We start from the raw sequence: 20,004 nt of genomic DNA, 5'->3' as shown, positions 1-20,004 counted from the left end.
CTTTAAATTATAGATTAAATCAACTTCTTTATCAATTTTTTCCTTATAACTTAATAATCCTGACTCATCAATTTTATCTCCTACTGAAATTAAATCATTTTCTATTTGTTTTATATTTTTTATAAAGTTATTATATTTAGCAGGAAGTATCGATTTACTTTTTTCTTTTGCAGTTGCAAGAACATCGTTAATATATTTAACAAGAATAGATTTATTAGATTCAAGATTATCTAAAAATATTCTATTTATTTTTTAACATATATATCATATTCTGTTTTATCTATTTTAAGTGAAGGTAATTCTAATCTTAATAATTCGTTATCAAGCATTTTTATATATTTATCTTTAGAAGTTTTACTATAATAAACTAATACAGCATCAACTTTTTTATCATTAATATATTTAACAAGACCTAATTTAAATGTTTGAAGATTGTTTATCAAATTATCAATTTCATCTTTGACTCTATTGAATTCTTCAAGATTAATATTTTCAACACTTTTATATACTTGTCTTTTATCCTTTAAATAATCAGTAAGAGTTTTAAACGAACTTGCTACATAATTATCAGGATTTGTAGATTCTGCTTTTTCAATTTCTTTAATTAATAATGACTTATAGGAAACAAGTAGTAGTTTTGCAGCATTTAAATTTGTTGAATATGTAATATATTCATCCTCACCAATATTGGTAATGATAGTAATTAGGTTTTTTTGAGTTTTTATTTCATTGCTAAAAGCAGAATATGATTTATCTTCGTAATAAGTATCGCTTATTTGTTCGAGCAATTCAAGTTCATTCAATAATCTATCTCTATATGAACGTAATAAATTGTCAAGTTCATCTATCTTTTTTTTGTAATCATTATATTTTGTCAAATTAATTGATTTTTCAGTGTTTATTTGGTCAAATAGTTTAGTGACTTCTCTATTATATTCATTTTGAGAGGGAATAGGGAAAACTGTAATCTTCTTTATTTTCTTATCATTAATCAATAAAATTAATTGATCTTTATAACCGATAAGTTTTTTTTCTAAGTTTTTAATTTGATCATTAAATGATTTATATTGAGTATTTGATATGTTAGGTGAACCTACAACAGCAAGTTTTAACTCTTTAATTTTTTGAATAAATACAGCATGTGAATTTGGTATATAAGATGTTGAAGGAATAATCAACTTAGAATCAATTAAATCTAATAGATTATCTTTATTTTTTACCAATGATATAGCAGCATTTGTAATTCTAGATTTATATAAATCTAATTCATCTTCTGAAATTGTTTGGTTTGAATTTGTTTCATTTTCTATCACTGCTAATGTTGTATTAAAATCTAACCATGTTTCAATAGTATAAAATTGTTCATTAACTTTTCATTCATCAAGTAATTTTGTTAAAATTTCTTTATTTGATAATAAAGTTGAAAGAACTAAATCTATTTCATTTTTTATTTCTTGTGTTTTCGTATCGGTAATTTTATCACTATTAACCTTAGTGGTTTTAATTTCATTGATTTTTGTTTTTAGAGTATTTACCAAATCTTGGTTTTTTCCTACAAATTGATTTTCCTCTATTTTTTTAATAATGTCTAATAGATATTGCTGATTTGTTTTGTTAGATAACCTATTTTTTCAATCATTACTTTTGACAATAAATTCATCATAATTTGCTTTTTTAATTGTTTTGAAATCAGTAATATCTTTTGAATTAAATTCATCACTTATTTCATTTAAAAGTTTTATTCTTTCCTCGAAGTACATGAATTCAAATAAAGGTGATTTTTTAATATCTTCTATATTAGATATTATTTGATCTTTATATATTTTTACATTATCTTTAATTCATGAATCAACAATTATTTTCTTTTCTAAATAAAATGCTTCATCAATCACATCTAATGTATCTAACTTACTTTTAATTATTTGAATTTCATTCTTTTTAGAATTATATAATTCAGAATTAATTCCGCTATCTTCAGGATTAGAACCAAGTATATTAATAATTCCCACAGGTTTTTTTGTATCATAAGCAAACATTAATTTATCAAGCATTTTTTTATAACTATTTTCTAATAAATTATTTTTACCTGTTTCTATTTGATTTTTCACATTTTGATAATTTTCTTTTGTAGGTAAATCAATAGCATCATATTGGCTTTTAATATCGTTTAACAACTTTTCAAACAAAGCCACTACTTCTTTGTCATAATAATTCTTAATAATAGAATCTGGTCAAATAGTAAGGTTAGTTATATCAACTTTATATGATATTAGTAAATTAGTAGCATTTTTAATTTGATCGTTAAAACTATTGAATTGAGTGTCAGGTTCAATAATAGAAATTTTATTAATTTCTGTAAGGATAGTTTCCAATTTTGCTAAATAATCTTCAACAGATTTTTTGGTGTGTTTTTCATCGGTTATTTTCTTTTTTTCCTCAATTAAAGCAATTAAAATATCCTTATTTGATTTGTTTTGTTTTTTAAGTTTAATTAAATAATCGTTAGCTTCAGTAATTAACTCTGAATGTTGATTTCTTGACATTGATAACATAGTGTTTACTCTAGAACTAAGATTATTAACATAAGTGTTTCATTCTTCTTTTACAGAGTTAGGAAAAGAATTCAAATCATTCTTTTTAGATTCAAAAATAGGTAATTGATTTTTGATAAAATCATTCTTATTAGATACTAATTCTTTTATGTAATTTTCAAAAACTATTATTTTTTCATTCTTTATCGTTTCATTAAAATTTTCATTATTAATATTATTAATTTCGGTTGTAAGATTTGTTTTTTTACTTATAAAGGTATCATAAGAAGTTTTTGTATAATCATTTTCATTATCAATTCTATGATTATTTAAATAGTTTAGTAATTCATCTTTAATATAAACAAGAATGTTAGATAACTCAGATTTTATATGGTTTTGCTCATTTACCAATTCATTTGGTTCTCAACTAAAGTAATTTTTAAACGTGTAAGCCGCTCTTTGTTTTTGGAAAGATATATCACTAAAACTAAAATCATTTAAAAAATTATTAATTTTAACCATTTCTGAATTTTTTAAAAATTCTATTTTTTTTCTATAATCAATAAGCGACTGTTTTGTGTAAAAAGTATCAGCTTTTTTAGACAATTCATCTAATAAGTCTATATTTTTCATTTGACAATTATCATTATATGTACCAATATGTTGAAGATACACTGAATTAGATAAGGGTTGAAGACGTGATGATCAATTAGGAATATTTACTTCATTGAATATGATTTCTATTTTTTTTACATTTTTAATTTTTGTTGGATAAAAATGATTTATATATGCAGGATTTCCAATAAACTTACCAGCATATGAAAAATAATTTTGATAATTAGATTCTTTTTTAGAAGCTAGATACTTACCATAAGGTAAAATAAGTTTTAAGAAACCAGTTCCAGGGTTTGAAAAATCTTTTGAAGACAAATCATTTACTTCGTCAAGCAAATTATTAGAATTATCATATAACCTTATCTTTAATTTTCTAACTGAATTTGTTGATAAAATCATAGAAAAAAATCTGATGTCAACCGGTTCATCATATGTGTGGGACAAACAATACTTATCATTTTTTAAATAATCAGTATTATCAAATCTGAAAAAGGCTTTATTAACTTCATCTAATGATCGTCAGACATCACGTGGAAAAAAAATATCATTAGTTATCTTAAGTTTAGAAAAATCCGGTGTTGGGTCATTGTTTAGATGATAAGAATACCTTTTAATTTTAAGAGTATTGTTCTTATTGATAAATTTCATATGGTTCATTGAATTTATTAAATAAGTGTATTTTATATTGTTTTCATTCTTTTCATATTCATATGTTACAGAAGGAACTATAGCCAATGTGGCCATAGATAAGGTTGCCAGTGCTCCTCCTGCAAATATTTTAGATTTAATTATTTTTTTATTCATAATTTCCTTTCAAAAAAATTATATTTAACTTTAAATATCAAGATGAAAAAGTCATTTAAGCAATAAAATTATTAAAATTTGTTTTAAAATTAACATAAATTATTAATTTTTCATAAAATTAATCTAATTTAATGAAAATAATCAAATTATTAAGTTTCATTTTTCATCTTTTTTAAAGTTTGTTTGTTGTTAAATATTTATTTTATGTTCTTTTTTGGTTTATCATTTATCTTTGGTTTTGAATAGTAAACTCTTAAATATGAAGATTAATAAGATTAAAAACATAAACAATCCCATACTTCCACCAACAACAAGAGCTCACATTGCAAATTCATGCGATGTAAGATTCTTATTGAAATAGTAGTTATTTAAGTAAGACTTGATAGTTTTTATTCGATCATTGTATTGGTAATAATCATTTTTTAGGACATTATTATTGTTTGAAACCTTTGATTTTAAATCATTAATATTTTTATCGAATTTTTCGTAAGCTTTATTTTTATATTTGGTTCTATCATTTGCAACCTCGAATATTAACGTTTCAATATCGGTCAATGTTTTTTTCTTATATGATATTAAAAGATCGTTTATGTTGTTTATTTGTTCAATATAAGACCTATGTTTATTGTGTGTAATTTTTGAATCGGCATTTATCAAGTCTGAAATAGTATTAATTTTTAAAATGAATTCACTATATGACTCTGGGGAATATTGATTCAAATCAATATCTTTTGCTTTATCTATTGTTTGGTTTAAGTCATCTTTATTGCTGTAAAGTTCTTTTATGAGTTGGTCAAGTTTGACACTTTCATTTTTATAAGTTGAATCAATAATTATTAATGCTTCTTTTTCATAGTCTTTTAGAAGAGTATTAATTTTATTTACTAAGGTATCTATTGATTTTTGACTATAAAGTTGTAAATCAATATCTCAAAGAGGTTTTATTTCAAAATCAGCAATATCATTGAGTAACTTATTTTTTATTAGAGAAACTTTATTAATAAGTAAACTTTTATAGGTAATAAGTTTTTTTAATGATTTTTTGATGTTTTTATCTAATTCGATATAATCATCAATTTCTATTACTGATCTAGTTATAATATTGTCTTTAATATCATTTAAATCTTTATTTACTATTGATACACTACCTGGCGTAGCATAGTTATAATCATTTGATAGATTTGTATTTAAATCTTTTAGCAATTGCTCCTTAAAATTGAATAGCAAGGCACTTGCTTTATCAATTTGTTCTTTAAAATTAATAGCTATGCTTGTATATAATATTTTTTCATCATATAAAACGACTTTTGATTTAATTTCTTTAATAGCGGAACTAAATTTTTCTACACTTTCAGGCTTATATAGATTTTTTCCTTTGTCGATGAATTCATCAAGTTTCTTGATTATTTCAAGTAATTCGAATTTATTTGTTACTAACTTATTTTTAAATAGAAGTAATTTGTTTTTAAATTCTTCATAATTCGTTAAAGATACTTCATAATCTTCTTTTGAAATAAGAGCATTTATTTTAGATACTTCTTCAAGCAATTCTTTGCTTGATTCGATTGTATAATTATTTTTGTTTGGATCAAGACTATATAGATTTAAGTCTTTGATTAGTAATGATTTATATGAAATAAGTTTTGAATAAACATTTTCGTTTAATTCTTCTTTAATAACCTTAAATTCATTTGTTGTTATATCAGTTTTACTATTGTATTTAGCTTGAAGATTTCTAAGAGCAATAAGATATGCGTTAAATGATGTAGGAACATATAGTCTAGAACTTATTGAAAGTGCCTCATTAATTAATTTATCATAACTTGCTTTATTTGTAACAAGCAATTCAGGAATCTTTGAAATCTCAACTACTTTTTGATCATACAATGTTTTTTTTATGAAACCAACTTTTATTTCAGTTCTTAGTTTCTTTATTTCTTCAACAAATTTGTTAACAGAATCAATATCATAAATTAAACCATTAATATGAGATACATTAGTTAGTTTTTCATCTAAAAGATTATTATAAGTTTTAAGAGAATGTTTTTTTGCACTAATATTTTCTTTATACTTGTTATATTTTTCTTCATTAATTAACGTTTCTTTTTTTGGTGTTATTTCATCACTAAGAATCCTTAGTTCAAGTCTATATGTAGTTATTGAATCAATTGGATAAAATTCTTCATCAATAAGGTTTTCTTTTTGAATATGAGATAAAATATCTTGTTTGTATGATACCAAAATTTTCTTTAGATCATTTAACTCAGAAACCTTTTGGTTGTATTGACTAACAAAAAAGATATCCGGAGTATAATTAATGTTGAATAAAGAAGTTAAGTCTTCTAAACTACTTATGTATTCTGCAAGAGGTTGTGGTAAATAGATATCTCTATTTTTATCAACATGATTTTTATCAGAATACATTTTATCCTTTATATCTTGGTGAAATGTCTTAAGAGTTGATTTTGAAGTTATTATTGTTCTTTTATATTCATCTGCTGTTGTTCTAAGGACAAAAGGAGATATATTAACCTTTCTTTTTGTATCATCAAGAAGATTTACAAATATATCATATTCAGGATTTAAATAAATGGGTTGAATATTTTTATGTAAATTAATATATTCAAGTAAATCATTAACATTCGAGACCATTTTTCCTTTGTATAATGAAATTCTAGAAATATAATTATTTTTAACTGATGTATTAATATCTTTAATTAATTCTCTCTTAATGTTATTAAGGTTAGCTTTTAACTTTTCTTCGCTTTCTAATGTATATTTTTCATAATTAGCTAAAATATCGCTATTAATTAATTCGATTAAATAATTTTTATTTGTAATAAGTTTTTCTTTTTGTTCATTAATATTAAATTTCTTAAGTTCTTTTTCAACCCTTAAAATCTTAGGTGTTGATAATAAGTTCGCTTTAAGATTATTTAAATATTCTTTAAACAATTCAACTTTTTCACTTAGATATATATCATAGTTTTTATCAAGTAATTCAGTAATATAATCATTTAATCATTTAAAGTTAGTAATAATTTCACTTTTACTATTGTTAATCTCATTACATTTATTATCTCTTGTCAATTTATTGATGTTAGCAGGTAGGGCTTCTTTAAAATTAGTTAATCAACTTAAAAAATTTTGAGAACTTTCTTCTTCATATTCTAAATATGATTCATTCTGTATTTGCTCAATGTAATTATTTAATCATGTTTTATTGGTTTCTAGTTTAGTTTTATTAGTTTCTAAATCTTGGTTCTTAGAAACTTTTTGAGCAGTTGTTCAATCTGTTTGATTAAGAATGTTGTTTTTTAAAGTTTCTAAATATTTTTTATATATTCCAACTGTTTTTTCATGATAGAACGAATAATCAAGATTGAATTCAGTTTCTATTGTTTCAAGCAATCATTTTTTATTTGTGAATTGACTGATAATATTATTTCAGTTAGATAAATCATTTGATACAAATGAATTATATTCATTTGCTTTTATTAGATTTTCATCCTTTAAAATTAAGCTATTTTTAAACTCATTGATTGTTGATTCAAGTTCTAATCTCTTAGATTCAAGCATATAATCTTTATATTTTTCTTCATTAACAAGGGTTTCTATACTTTTTAACATTTCATTTTTATTTGTAATTAAATTATTGTTTTTTCATTCGGATATATAGTTAATATATTCTTCTGTTCTTTGCCTTGTTATATTTGCTTGATTATCAAGAAATGAAGAATAAGCAATAAAACTTGCTTTACCACTATTAAACTTTTGAATAAAATAATGTGAATTAACAATGTCAAAATTAATAACCTTTTCTCGTTCTTCTTTACAAAATGTAAAATTACTAATTAAACTTTCCTTAATTCATGCAATTTCATTTAGTTTAACTTCTTTTTGCAGGGTGTTATATATGTGTTCAACACTAAATGAATTTGCAATTTGATTTAATTCTAAGACTTTTTGATCAAAAGATTCCTTGGTATAAAAATTTTCATCAGTTTTAATCTTATTAATTTCATCAATTACTATTTGATCTAATTTGTATGAATCGAATTTTAGTGCAAGTTCATTTTTAAAATCATCATTAAACTTTGCCAAACTAAATTCTATTTTTTGTTGTTCGTTAAAGTTATTTATTTCATTTGTTTTATCATCTAGATAACTGATAAATTCAGTTTTTTTGTCATCATCCAATTTTAAAGCATGATTTGTTTTATAATTTTGAATTAAAGCTAATCCATCCATAAAATATGATTGATAGTTTGCTAAATAAGTATCTATTTTAGCATTTGTATTATCATAATAAGTGCCTATTATTTGGCTATCATTTTTTGAATTTATTTCAATTTTTAGATTGCTAATAAATTGTTCAATAGATGCTTTATATAAGGAAGATACATTATTTAAAGGGTTGTTTATTTTATCTTCTAGTTCTTTAACTTTTATTAACAACAGTTCTTTATAAGTTTTAAACATATCCTTAAATTTTTGAGTGTTTCTTAGTTCATTAACAGCAAGATTCAATTCGTTAGCATCAACTCCATAAATTAGTGATTTTTTGTCATCAATTGCATGTTGATATTTTTCGAGAGAAAGATTAATATATGGATCAGTTATCGAAGAAATAAGAGTTGTTACTTGATTTTTAATTCATGGAGGATAAATCCGATTTGATAAATAAGAAGATAAATTATTTAACAATTTTTGACTTTCAATTATCATTAGCTTAGCAAAAGAATAATCGGAAATATATGCTTTATTTATCATAAGAGTAAGTTGTTCGAAATTTTTATTTGAACTAATATCTAAAGCAATTTTTATTGTTTTAAGTTTATTATAATTATTAGTAATATTTTTATTATTAAAAATTATCTTATATTTATTACTTTCTTCACTACTTTCAATAATTTTATAATTAGCACGTGGGATTTCTCATGAAATTCCAGTATCATTTGTCAATTCAATCTTTGTTACAAAATCACTAATTAATATTGGGGTTGAAGTATTTGATTTATCATAAATATAAAAATCAAATTCTAAAGCTTCTAATGTGAATGTTGATGAATCAAGAGATCTATAAACAAAATCAAATCATTTTACCTTTTTATTTTTATCACAGTTAACTTCAAATGAGTTCAATTCATTAATTGATAAATTTTGTGTTTTTTCGCCATTTGGTACTGAACTATCAAAACAAGAAACAAAATTTTTGAATTGGTTTGAAGTATCAGAATGGGGGTAATTAACTTTTTTTGTTTTAAAAATTAAAGGAGTATTTATGTAATTTACATTAGCATCAAATTGTGAGCTGGTTGTTATCAAATTTTTAATAAGATATCTTTGTTGATATGGATACTCTGATAACTCTGTGATGTGCGTTTTATAACGAGCTTCTTCATGCACAGAAACTGATGTAGCAAATACAAACGCACTAGATAATAAAAATGTAGAACTTGCTAAAAGCATTCCTTTTTTTAATTTCATAATTCATCCTTTCAATACAATTTTAAAATCCCTTATTTTTGGTTATTTATTTAATTTTTAATAATTATATTATTTTTAAACATAAATTTTCATTTAAATAGCAAAAACAATGAAAAATAAAAAAAGAAGGTTTCCCCTCTTTCTTATTATTTTTATTTTGAACCTAAGTATCCTTTTTTAAGCGATTCATAAAGAACTTGTTCCTTAGTTTTTGATCTATCATGTCTATCTGTTGTATTGGTTTTTCAATAATAAACATATGCTAATACTTGATTATTATCATAGTTGCTATTTGAAGTTCAGTTACTTCTGTTACCAACTATAAATTCTGTGTTATATTTACTGTATTTAACTCCAACTTTCAATAAATCTGAACTAGATTGAGATGATAATGATGAACTATGTTTAGCATACATTTCTGTATATGCATCATACATAGAGTTATTTATTATTCCCTCAACTGATAAATCAGTAGCATTTCAGAATAGCGTTCCGCTAACTTGTTCTTTAAGAGCTCAAAGCATCATAGTTGACAGTCTATACATTGCTTTGTATGACTTGTATTCTTTATAATAATTATTGGTATTTTTAAGGTAAGAAGTATTATTGTCTTTTGCTATTTCAGTAAATAAATCATCATAAAATGGTCTTCAAAAGTTTTTCATAAAACTTCTTGTATCAGAAACAACATTGAAGATATTAACATCAAATTTAAATCCTGGCCCTGAAGCATTTGTTTTAGGTTTTAATATGTCGTCTATCATGCCATACACACCTGTTTTTTTGTCATAATCAGATGTTTCAAATAATAAGTTAACAAAGTCGATATAATCATCTTTTCCAAGACCTTCAATTAAGGTATTGATCATGTCTTTCTTTTGTAAAATATTATATAGCGATATTTGACCTGTGTTATTTTTGATAATGCTAAATATTCCATCACTGATAGCAGACATTAACTTCGTAGTTGCATCCTCTTTTGTTGCATTTTTAAAGTCGATTGCTTTTATATTTTCATATATTTTATCAATAACATTATCAAATTCTGGTCTTGTAGCTAAGGATTTAAATAATTTAGTAATCACTCTTTGTAATAATTCTTTATTACTTGATTGAACATTAAATCCACTTGATTTTAAAATACTATAGAAAATTTCCGCAAACCCCTGTGCAACAGTACCATTTGTATCAGAAAGAGATTCGTTTAGGAATGCTTTTAATTGTGATTTTACATTAGCTGATTTTTCACTATTTAAGAAAACATTAATAGCTTCTGGTCAAGTATTTAAATCATAATACTTTTGATTGTTTCCAATAAATTCTTCAATAAAACTTCTAATTAATTCTTTAAAGTGTTTTGATTTCAAGATGAATACAAGCATGCTGTCTATCTTAGTTGAATCTAATTCTTCTTTAAATGCAAATAGAGAAGTAAAGCCTAATTCATAAACAGTTTTCTTTAATTTATCATCATTTGCTACAAGTGTATCCATCACTTTTAATAGGAATTTTTCAATAATAGTTTTATTATTAGCAACCAATGGTTCTTTTAATAATTTAGCAACGAATTTGTAATTTTGAACTTCTATTGATTTAATTAAAATGCTTTGGAATTTTGAAACTAATGTTGTTAGATTTGGTTCTGTTTTAATTGTTGAAACAAGGCTATTTATCATTGTATCAACAACACCTAAATTTAACAATAGTTGCCCTAATCCATCAGAAATTTTTTCGGTAAATGTTTTAACATCTGCATCGTTTTCATCCATACCAGCAAACTTAATAAATTTCAATAAAGCATTCTTAACAAGTGTTTTTGTTTCTGGTTCGTTAAGAACACTTGTAACAATAGAATTTAAATTAGTGATTAATTTTTTGGTTTTATCTTCTGGTGTTATTATGACTTTAATAACATCTAAAAGTGTTTTTGCACTAGCGATTTTATCTGGTTCGTTTACTAAATAATCAATTGCATCATTAACGATTTCAATTAATTTTTCATTCTTGAATATTTTATCTAATAATGATTTTGTTTGTGTTTCATCAACATAATCATTGAGTAATTTTTTGCTATCTTGAGGAATAGATGAATATACTAAATTCGATAATTTACTATCTACATTAAGATGTGCAAAAACATTTTTAATTAATATTTTTAAATCTTCTTTATTGGTTACACTTAACAATTGCGATTTTGATAATTCTTTAAATATTTCAAGGATTTTTGTTTCTCAATTTGTACTTAAATCTTGTGATAATAAATTAAATGTTTCAGAAGCAATAATTTTAAAATCAATTTTTGTTAAATTTTTCTTTGCTTCTTTTGCTAAAGAATCAATTAAATGAGTAGATATATTTAACTTAGAATTAATAATATTTGAAGATTGCAATATTGCACTTATAAGGTCGTTTGGTTTAGTAAGTCCATTTAATAATCAATTATTTTCAAATGTTTTTAACTCTTCAGTGATTATCTTTGCAAATAACATTCTTGATTTTTCATCACTCATTAAATCATTAAATAATGGTGCTACTAATGTTTTAATGTTATTAATAAATGAATCATTTGATAATATTTTTACAAGAACTTGATTAAAATCAACGGCTGATTTATATTCTTCCTTATTATCTATTAATGTATCTATAAATGCTGATGCTATTTTATTGTAATTTTCTGACTTAGCTAAAGCAGCTAAAAGTGATTTAATTTCATCAATTGAAATAGCATATTTTGCAGGTAATATTTTTGAAATTAATCCTGTTGATAAATCATCTGCAATTTTGGTATCTTTAAGAATTTCAATTGCTAAACCTTTTAATAGTAATTTAAGGTCTTCTTTATTTGAATCAATTGTTTTAATACTTAAAACTTTTTTAAATGTTTCTAATGGTACTTTTGTAAATTTATCTTTAAGAATTTGATCAATTCCAACAAATAAATCCATTAATTTATTAGCAGTTGTAGTATTTGCAGCCATTTTGTCAATAATAGGTGCTAATATATCATTATCTCTAAGAAATGTTGCAATATCGCTTGCTAACGATGTAATAAGACCATCTAAATTAGTAAATTTAATATTTAAATTGTATTTAGTAATTAAACTATTTATAATTTTACTTAATGATTTATGTAATTCAGTTGAAGCTAATAATTCTTCAACTAATTTAATTGCATTAATTTTGTTTGAAACAAATATATTTCCTGATTTAACTATGGATAAGATTATTTGGTAAGTATCTTTGGTGTCTAACTTTGCTACTCATTCTTGATTATTTAATAAATTAGTAATAGTAGGTTCTAGCATTGCTTCGATATTTTTGTTTTTTAGAACAACATCAATTAAAGCCGGTAAATCTTCAACATTAACATATTTAAATAATATTGAATTAGGATCAAGTTTTTTGATTTCATTTTCTAATATCTTAGATAAAGAACCATCGCTTGACATTTTTTTATAAACGCTAGTAACAATTGTAGTCAAACCAGTTTTGTGTTCTTGTGTATTGAGTAACTCTAATGCTTTTTTAACTATAGCACCTAAATTATTAGTAATTTTGGTATTAAATAGTTCATTTAATTTTGGTCCTATTTTTGCAATTTCATCAACTAATTTTGTACCTGTGCTTAATTTTGATAAATCATCAAAAATTAAATCAATTGAAGAATCTATTATATCTAGAGAATTTATGAATGATTCTGCATTATCAATAATGGTATCAACAACTTTTATAACATTTGTATCAGTTACAACAACTCCATAAGTTGTTAGTGTTTTATTTAAAACATTTTTTAGAGACTTTTTAATTTCAGTGCTTGTTAATAAATCTTTTACAAGACCTTTTAATTCAGTTTTGAAAGAAATTGGATCAATATGTTTAATTAATCTCTTAATTAAATCATTAATATCTGTTGCTGAAGATAAATCCGCATGATGTGTTGAAATTAAATCAGTTAATTTACTAATCAGAGCCTTGAAATGAGTATTATTTGCAATTGTTTTAAGAACTAAAACAATATCTTCTTTACTTGCAAATTTGTTTAATGATGTTTTTTGCGCATCTGATAAACCATCATAAATTTTTGTTAAGAATTCATCATTTTTACCAATTGCTTCAATAGCATTATTAATAACGGTTTTTATTTCATTTCCATTTTTTGAAATTAAATCAGACTTAAGAATATCTTTTACAAATTCAAATATCTTTGTTTCTTTGTCTGATCCACTAAATTTAGCAGTTATTTTTTCGCCGACTTTAGAAATGATTGTTGGAATAGATAAGGTGAATCCGCTTTTTGCTACACTTTCAATTAATCCTGAACTAAGTACTTCAATTAAATCTAAATGCTTATCTAGAATATCAACTATTGATAAAAGATTAGTTGCAAAATCTTGTTTATTAGTAATGCCTTTAAAAATTAGTTCAAGCTCTTTAGTTTCTAAAAATTTAACTATTATTCCTGAAGCACCCGATTTAAAATCAGTATCTTTTAATAAACTTGTTACCAACGACTTTATAGAAGGTTGGACCTTGTTTACAAATGTAACTTCTTTAAACATTAATTGAATTAAACGTTCATATGAGTTTCCATTAGCATATTTAGAATTTCAATTTGTTGCTAATTCTTCAACTACATGTTCAATTAATGATTTTGTATTTTCATTAGTTATTACTTTTTTAACTAAGGTTTTTAATTGCTCTTTACTTAATCCAATTGTTGTAGTTGTAGGTAATAAACTATCTAGATTTTTATCAAGTTCATTTGTTTTAAATCATTCAAATAATTTATTAACAAACGTTTTAACTTCAACTTTATTTTCTTGAAGAATTGATAAATTCATTAATTCTTTAAAGAATTTATAATCTTTAAAATCGACTACTTTGCTTAATTCATTAACAAAATTAGAACCTAGTTGGTCAAGTGATGTTATAGTTTTTAACGACTCTGTAAGGGCAATAAATAAACTATCAAAAAGATTAACTTTATTAATATATGAATTAATTGATTCAAATATTTTATTAGTTAATTTTTCACTTAATTTAGTATCAGTTGATTGCAATATTTTTTGATCAACTAAAATTTTATTTACTGTTTTATTAACTGTTTTTGGAAATAGATTCGGTTGTAAAACAACATTTATAATTTCTCTTAAATTCTCTTTATTTGAAGAGAAATCAATTGATTTAAGAATATCTAAAATAAATTCATTCGTATTTGAATAAGTCTTTGTAGTTAAGTCTGTTTTATCTATAAAACTATTAATTGCACTTTTGGCAAAAGCCCTGAATTTTTCATTCTTTAGTAAGTTAGTTAATAATATTGATACTTCTGAAACTTCAAGATATTCAGCACTTTTTCCTTTTACTATAGCTGTTGATATAGAATTGGTTAGATCACTTAATTTATTATAAGTTGCTAAATAATCAAGAGTAGATCCCAAAATTTCTTTTATAGAATCTTTGTTTTGAGAAACAATTTCATTCTTTAATATAGTTTGAATAAACTTAATAGGATCTTTGTTTATTTCGTCCGTTACCACTTTAATTAATACACTTGGCAATGTTTTAAGTGTTTCTAAGGCATTGGTTGAAGTTGATGTTGATACTTTACTTAATTCAGTAATTAAAGTATCAATTGATTGATCATAAATATTAAGTGACTTAAGTAAATCTATTATTTTAGTTGATATACTTTTTGTTAATTTTTGTGAGTTTTGATTTGAGATATTTAATTTTTCTTTTAATAAATTATCTAAAACTTTTTTAACAATTCCTTGAATGGTTGTGTTAGAACCAAGTGTATTTAATATTGATTTTATTTTATCTTTATTTGCAGTAAAGTCAATTTTCTTAAACAAATAATTTAATAAAGAATCATATGTTTTTATTGCTTCTAACGATTCAGTATCTTTAGAAATACTATCTAATGTACTTGTAATAATTACTTTTAAATCTTCATTACTTAAAATGACTTTTATTAAGCCTGATAACTCTTCATCACTTGCATATTTGTTAATTTCCACTTTTGTTGTTGCTGGAATAATGGATAAGACTTTTGATGAAAATGTGCTATCTGTATTAAGTTTGTTAATTACATTTTTAATTAGTGTAGACAGTAATTGTGGATTAGTTTTAATAGTGTTTGATCTTAATATCGATGTAATAAAAGGAACAGTTATATTTTCCTTATTTAACACTCCCACAAGTGAATTAGTAAATATTGAACTCAGTGTTTGTTTAGTAAAATCAATTATTTTTAGTGTATCAAAAATACTATCTACATATGTTGTATGTAAGTTTGTTTTTTTAATAGAAGTAATGATATCTTCCACTAATGAAGAAGGCATAGTAGAACCAACAAATAATCATTGAAGTTCATTTTTAGACACATGATCGAATGATTTTTGAACTAGTGTTTTTATTGAATTCTTGTCAATAATTTGTTCAATTAAATGCTTAGAAAGTTCTTTAAATTTTGTATTTAAATCATCATTTCTAAATATAGATTGTAAGAATAAATTATCATTTTCTTTACCTTTAAAATTAGCTATATTTTTAAAGAAAGTATCAATTAATGCATCTAATTTAGTTTTAAATTCAGGTGAAACAAGTAATGCTTTAATATCATTTTTAAGATTTGTTGTATCTGTAATTCCATACTTACTTAACAACTTATTTAGATCAATAAATCCAATTATTTTTTCAACATTTTTATCTACCAAAATTCCTGTAATAACTTTATTAATTACTGATTTTAATGCACTTTCATTGGTCGAATCTAAATTATTAACTAATGAATTTAGAATCGAAACTAAACTTAATTGAACTTTGGGTAATAGTAACTCTTGAAGTTTTGAACTAAATTCATTACTATTATTTGCTTGCAAAATACTTTGAACAATTGATAAATAAATAGAGTCATATTGATTATTTTTCTTTAATCCATTAACTAATGAAATCAAAATTTTGTTGGTTAGTTCATTTGTTAATTCTGCATTTAGATCAATGTCAAATGACTTTAATGTATTCTTAATCACTTTTGTAATTGTTTTATTTAAATTATTTGGAATCTTATCTAAGGTAAATTTAACAATATTTTCTAAGTTAGAATTTATTTTATTCTTAAATTCATTTGATTTAAAAATGTGATTAATTAAATCATTTGTTGACTTAAATGTTGATACTCAATTTTGATCCAAAATCAACAAATCAATTGTTTCATTAACTATTTTTGTAAAATCTTCCTTAGCAAATAGTTCGCTTAATAATACGTTTATTTCAGAAGGATCGACTCATTTTAATGTGCTTTCAGCAGTTAAAATGGTTTCAAAATTAATGCTTGTTTTTGCTATGTTATATACAACTTTTAAAAGGTTTGCAAAACCTTGTTTTTTATTTTTAAAAGTTGAATAATCAAGTACTTTTTTAACAAAAGCAATTGGATCTGGATTAACTTTTTTATCAATAATTTGAACTAATTGACCAGGAAAGTCTTTAAGTCCTTGAGCTATATCTGTTGATTTTTGAATTTCTTTTAGTTTGTTAAAAGCAAAATCTACGACGTCTTTATTAATTTCAAAATATACAAATAATTGATCAATATTGTTTGTTAAATCATCCATAAAATCAATGTTTGCTTGATTGTTAGTATCAAAACCATTTTTAGCTAAGTAATCAAGAAGGATGTTTTTAAAAACAATTTTAATGTCTGGATTTTTAATGAGTTTAGAAATTAAAGAAGTAGTAGATGTATGTAATTTATCTAAATCTAATTTATTAAATGCAATTTTAAGTATGTCTTTGAATGATTTAATATCTTTAAATTCAGAAATACTTTCAATTCCTTTATTAATTATTTCATCAACAATAGTATTAAAATCAGTATCTACTAAAAGTAAGTTGAGTACTCTAGCAAATCTTTCTTCACCACCAAATAAATTTATAAGTTGTTGATTATCTTTGAGAGACTTAACTATAAGTTTTTCTATGTTATTTTCTTTTTTAAGATAAGTTATAAAGTTTTTAATAATTATTTTTAAATCATCTTTATTTTCTTGGACTAACTTAGAATTTGATATTGCTTTTATTAAATTTACAATATTATCTTCAAGGTTAGAATCTCATTTTTGAGTATATGAAGCAAGAATAGGTTTAAAAATATTTCATTTTTTAGTATCAAGACCGTATTCGGTAATATTTGAAATTAAGCTTGATACAAATTGTGAACTTATTTGAATATTTTTATCAATATCTAAATATAAATCAAATGAATTATTGAGTAATTTATCAAGATCCTTAATACCTTCAAATATTCATTTATATTGATCTTTAGAAAGGAAATTTTTAATTATTGGTAAAACAAAATTTTTAGTTTCAGGATTAGTGATGATTGACTTAATAAACTTGTCTATAGCCATATTTGATTTAGGATTTTCAAAAATTAAAGTAATTATTTGATCTAAATTTGTTGCATTAGCAAAATTAATACGTTCATTAATAAGAGCCTCAAATACGCTGTTTATTAAATCAAATAAGTTGGTTTTTGGTAATATTTTTATAAAACTTGATTTAATTGAAGATTCATCAATACTCAAACTAGGAATATTTTCTAATATTAATTTAGGCGTATTTTCAAGTAATAAATTGTATATTTTATCACCAGCAGGACCTGCTAAAAGCATATTAATTGTCTTGATAAAATCTTGCCCATAATTATTTATAAAATTAGAATTTAGGAAGGTCTTAAGTAATTTAAAAAGTGATTCTTTACCTACTAATGCATTCATGAATGAAGCAGAAATATCTTTACCAGTTATTTCGTATTTAGGATTTTTAGAGAATTTTTCTTCAAGATCGTTTTGAACTTTTTGAAGAACTGTATCAAGATATTCACTTCCTAAAAATCAATCTATAAAATCATTTAGAGGTTTTTTATTGTCTTTGTATAAGAAATTTTTAAGAACTTGGTTTGGATCTAAATCTAAATAAATTTTACTTTCAAATCCAAATTCAAGAAAATTATCAACCATTCCACGATAAGTAGTGGCAAGGTGTGCTATTCTCTTTCCATAATTACTTGTTGATCTAATCGATTTAACTAGTGATTCTGCATAGCTTTCATGTTTAATATAAGCTTGTGAACTTGAACCAAAAACTTTATTGATTGTATTTTTATAGTCTGCTACTTCTATTTGATATTGCGCATTTAATGCATCAGTTTTAATAAAATCGAAATCGAAATCATAATTGCCAAGTGCTTTAAAATCTTTAATATCAAGATACTTGTTTGTAATCTTAAGATAAACATCAAGAGCCATTTTTTTGTATCCGTTTGTATTTGGATGGATATCAAAGAATACAGAAGCTAGTTCATTTTTATTTTCATCTCAAAATTTAGAATTATAAGCTTGAATAAAATTTGTATTTGTTCTATGAGCAACTATTTTTATTGTGTTGTTTATTTGACCTAAAATAAATTCACTGAGAGAAAAATTCAATTGCTTGCTAAGTGATTTAGTTGATGAATCAATTAAATTTTTTAGTTTTAAGAACGGAAGAGGATATGAAACAAAATTAATGTTTGCATTTGGTGCTAGTTGTTTAATTTGAAGTGAAAAATCAATCATTCTAGACGACATAACTTTTATAGTATCGTCTAAAATATCTTTTGCTTTAGTTATAATAGGACCTAGAGCAAAATCTTTTGATTGCATATCAATCAATTCATTAAAAATATTGTTTTTTCTTAAACTAGCAATAAACTCATGAATAAAATCATTACCACCAAGACTAATGGTGATTAAGTTTGAATTTTTTACATTTTCTTTTATTTCTTTTGCTTTATTTAAATAATCATTGCCAAAAACACTAACTAAATAGTCATGACTAATTGTTTTTCTATCAGTACTTTGAAAATCTAAAAGTGTTATTCAATCAATTAAAGTAGCTCCACTAACTGCATAATTATTAAATTGTCCAACTCTATTATCTTGATCTAAAGCTCTAGCTAGAAAAGCGGGAAAGGAAAGACCACTTATTTTGCCATCACTTGATTTATGTCCTGGATAGTCAGCATCTAAAGAACCATCAAAACCAGCGCTTATCGAATCACCAAGTGCAACATAATTAATTTTTTGATTTGCTCTAATTAAATTTGTTGAAGTATTTCTAAAATCAGGAATAGTTTTAACTTCACTAAGTCCTGGCACTTCTGAATTGTTAACTTTTGAATAATCTATTTTCGATGTGTTAGATTCTGGTAACACAAGGCTTCCAAAATCTTTTTTGTTTTTATCATCTGTATCAACTTTGGGATCGTCTCCTTTAATTGCTTTTGAATTACCGCATGAAGCTACAAAAATTGCAGATGAGGTTAGAGTCCCTAACAATAAAAGTGATAAAGCTAGATTTTTTCTTTTCATAATAACTATCCTATCCTATAAAGTAAACATATTAATATAAATGTTTAAAATATATGAGTTTGTATTTATATGTATATAATAGCAAAAATAACTAATTTATTACTAATTTAGTATTTACATATAAAAAAGAAAAAAATGATAAT

The 20,004-nt window shown here is 23.4% G+C and carries 3 protein-coding genes; all 3 read right to left on the bottom strand.

The genetic code is table 4. From position 1 onward, the window contains the following. Window positions 1-245: 245 nt before the first annotated feature. Complete coding sequence (locus tag MCRO_RS01400) at window positions 246-3,950, bottom strand: hypothetical protein (protein WP_041594019.1); 3,705 nt, start codon at window positions 3,948-3,950, stop codon at window positions 246-248. Window positions 3,951-4,169: 219 nt separating this feature from the next. Then, a complete protein-coding gene (locus tag MCRO_RS01395; RefSeq protein WP_013054349.1) occupies window positions 4,170-9,440 on the bottom strand; it encodes a rhoptry family protein in 5,271 nt (1,756 codons plus the stop codon). A 152-nt stretch (window positions 9,441-9,592) separates the two neighbouring features. Then, complete coding sequence (locus MCRO_RS01390; protein ID WP_013054438.1) at window positions 9,593-19,861, bottom strand: SGNH/GDSL hydrolase family protein; 10,269 nt, start codon at window positions 19,859-19,861, stop codon at window positions 9,593-9,595. Window positions 19,862-20,004 lie beyond the last annotated feature (143 nt).

The sequence above is a fragment of the Mycoplasma crocodyli MP145 genome (assembly GCF_000025845.1).
GTDB lineage: Bacteria > Bacillota_I > Bacilli_A > Mycoplasmatales > Metamycoplasmataceae > Mycoplasmopsis > Mycoplasmopsis crocodyli.
Note: the sequence above shows the minus strand (reverse complement) of the source record. Positions and strands in the feature narration are given on the sequence as shown.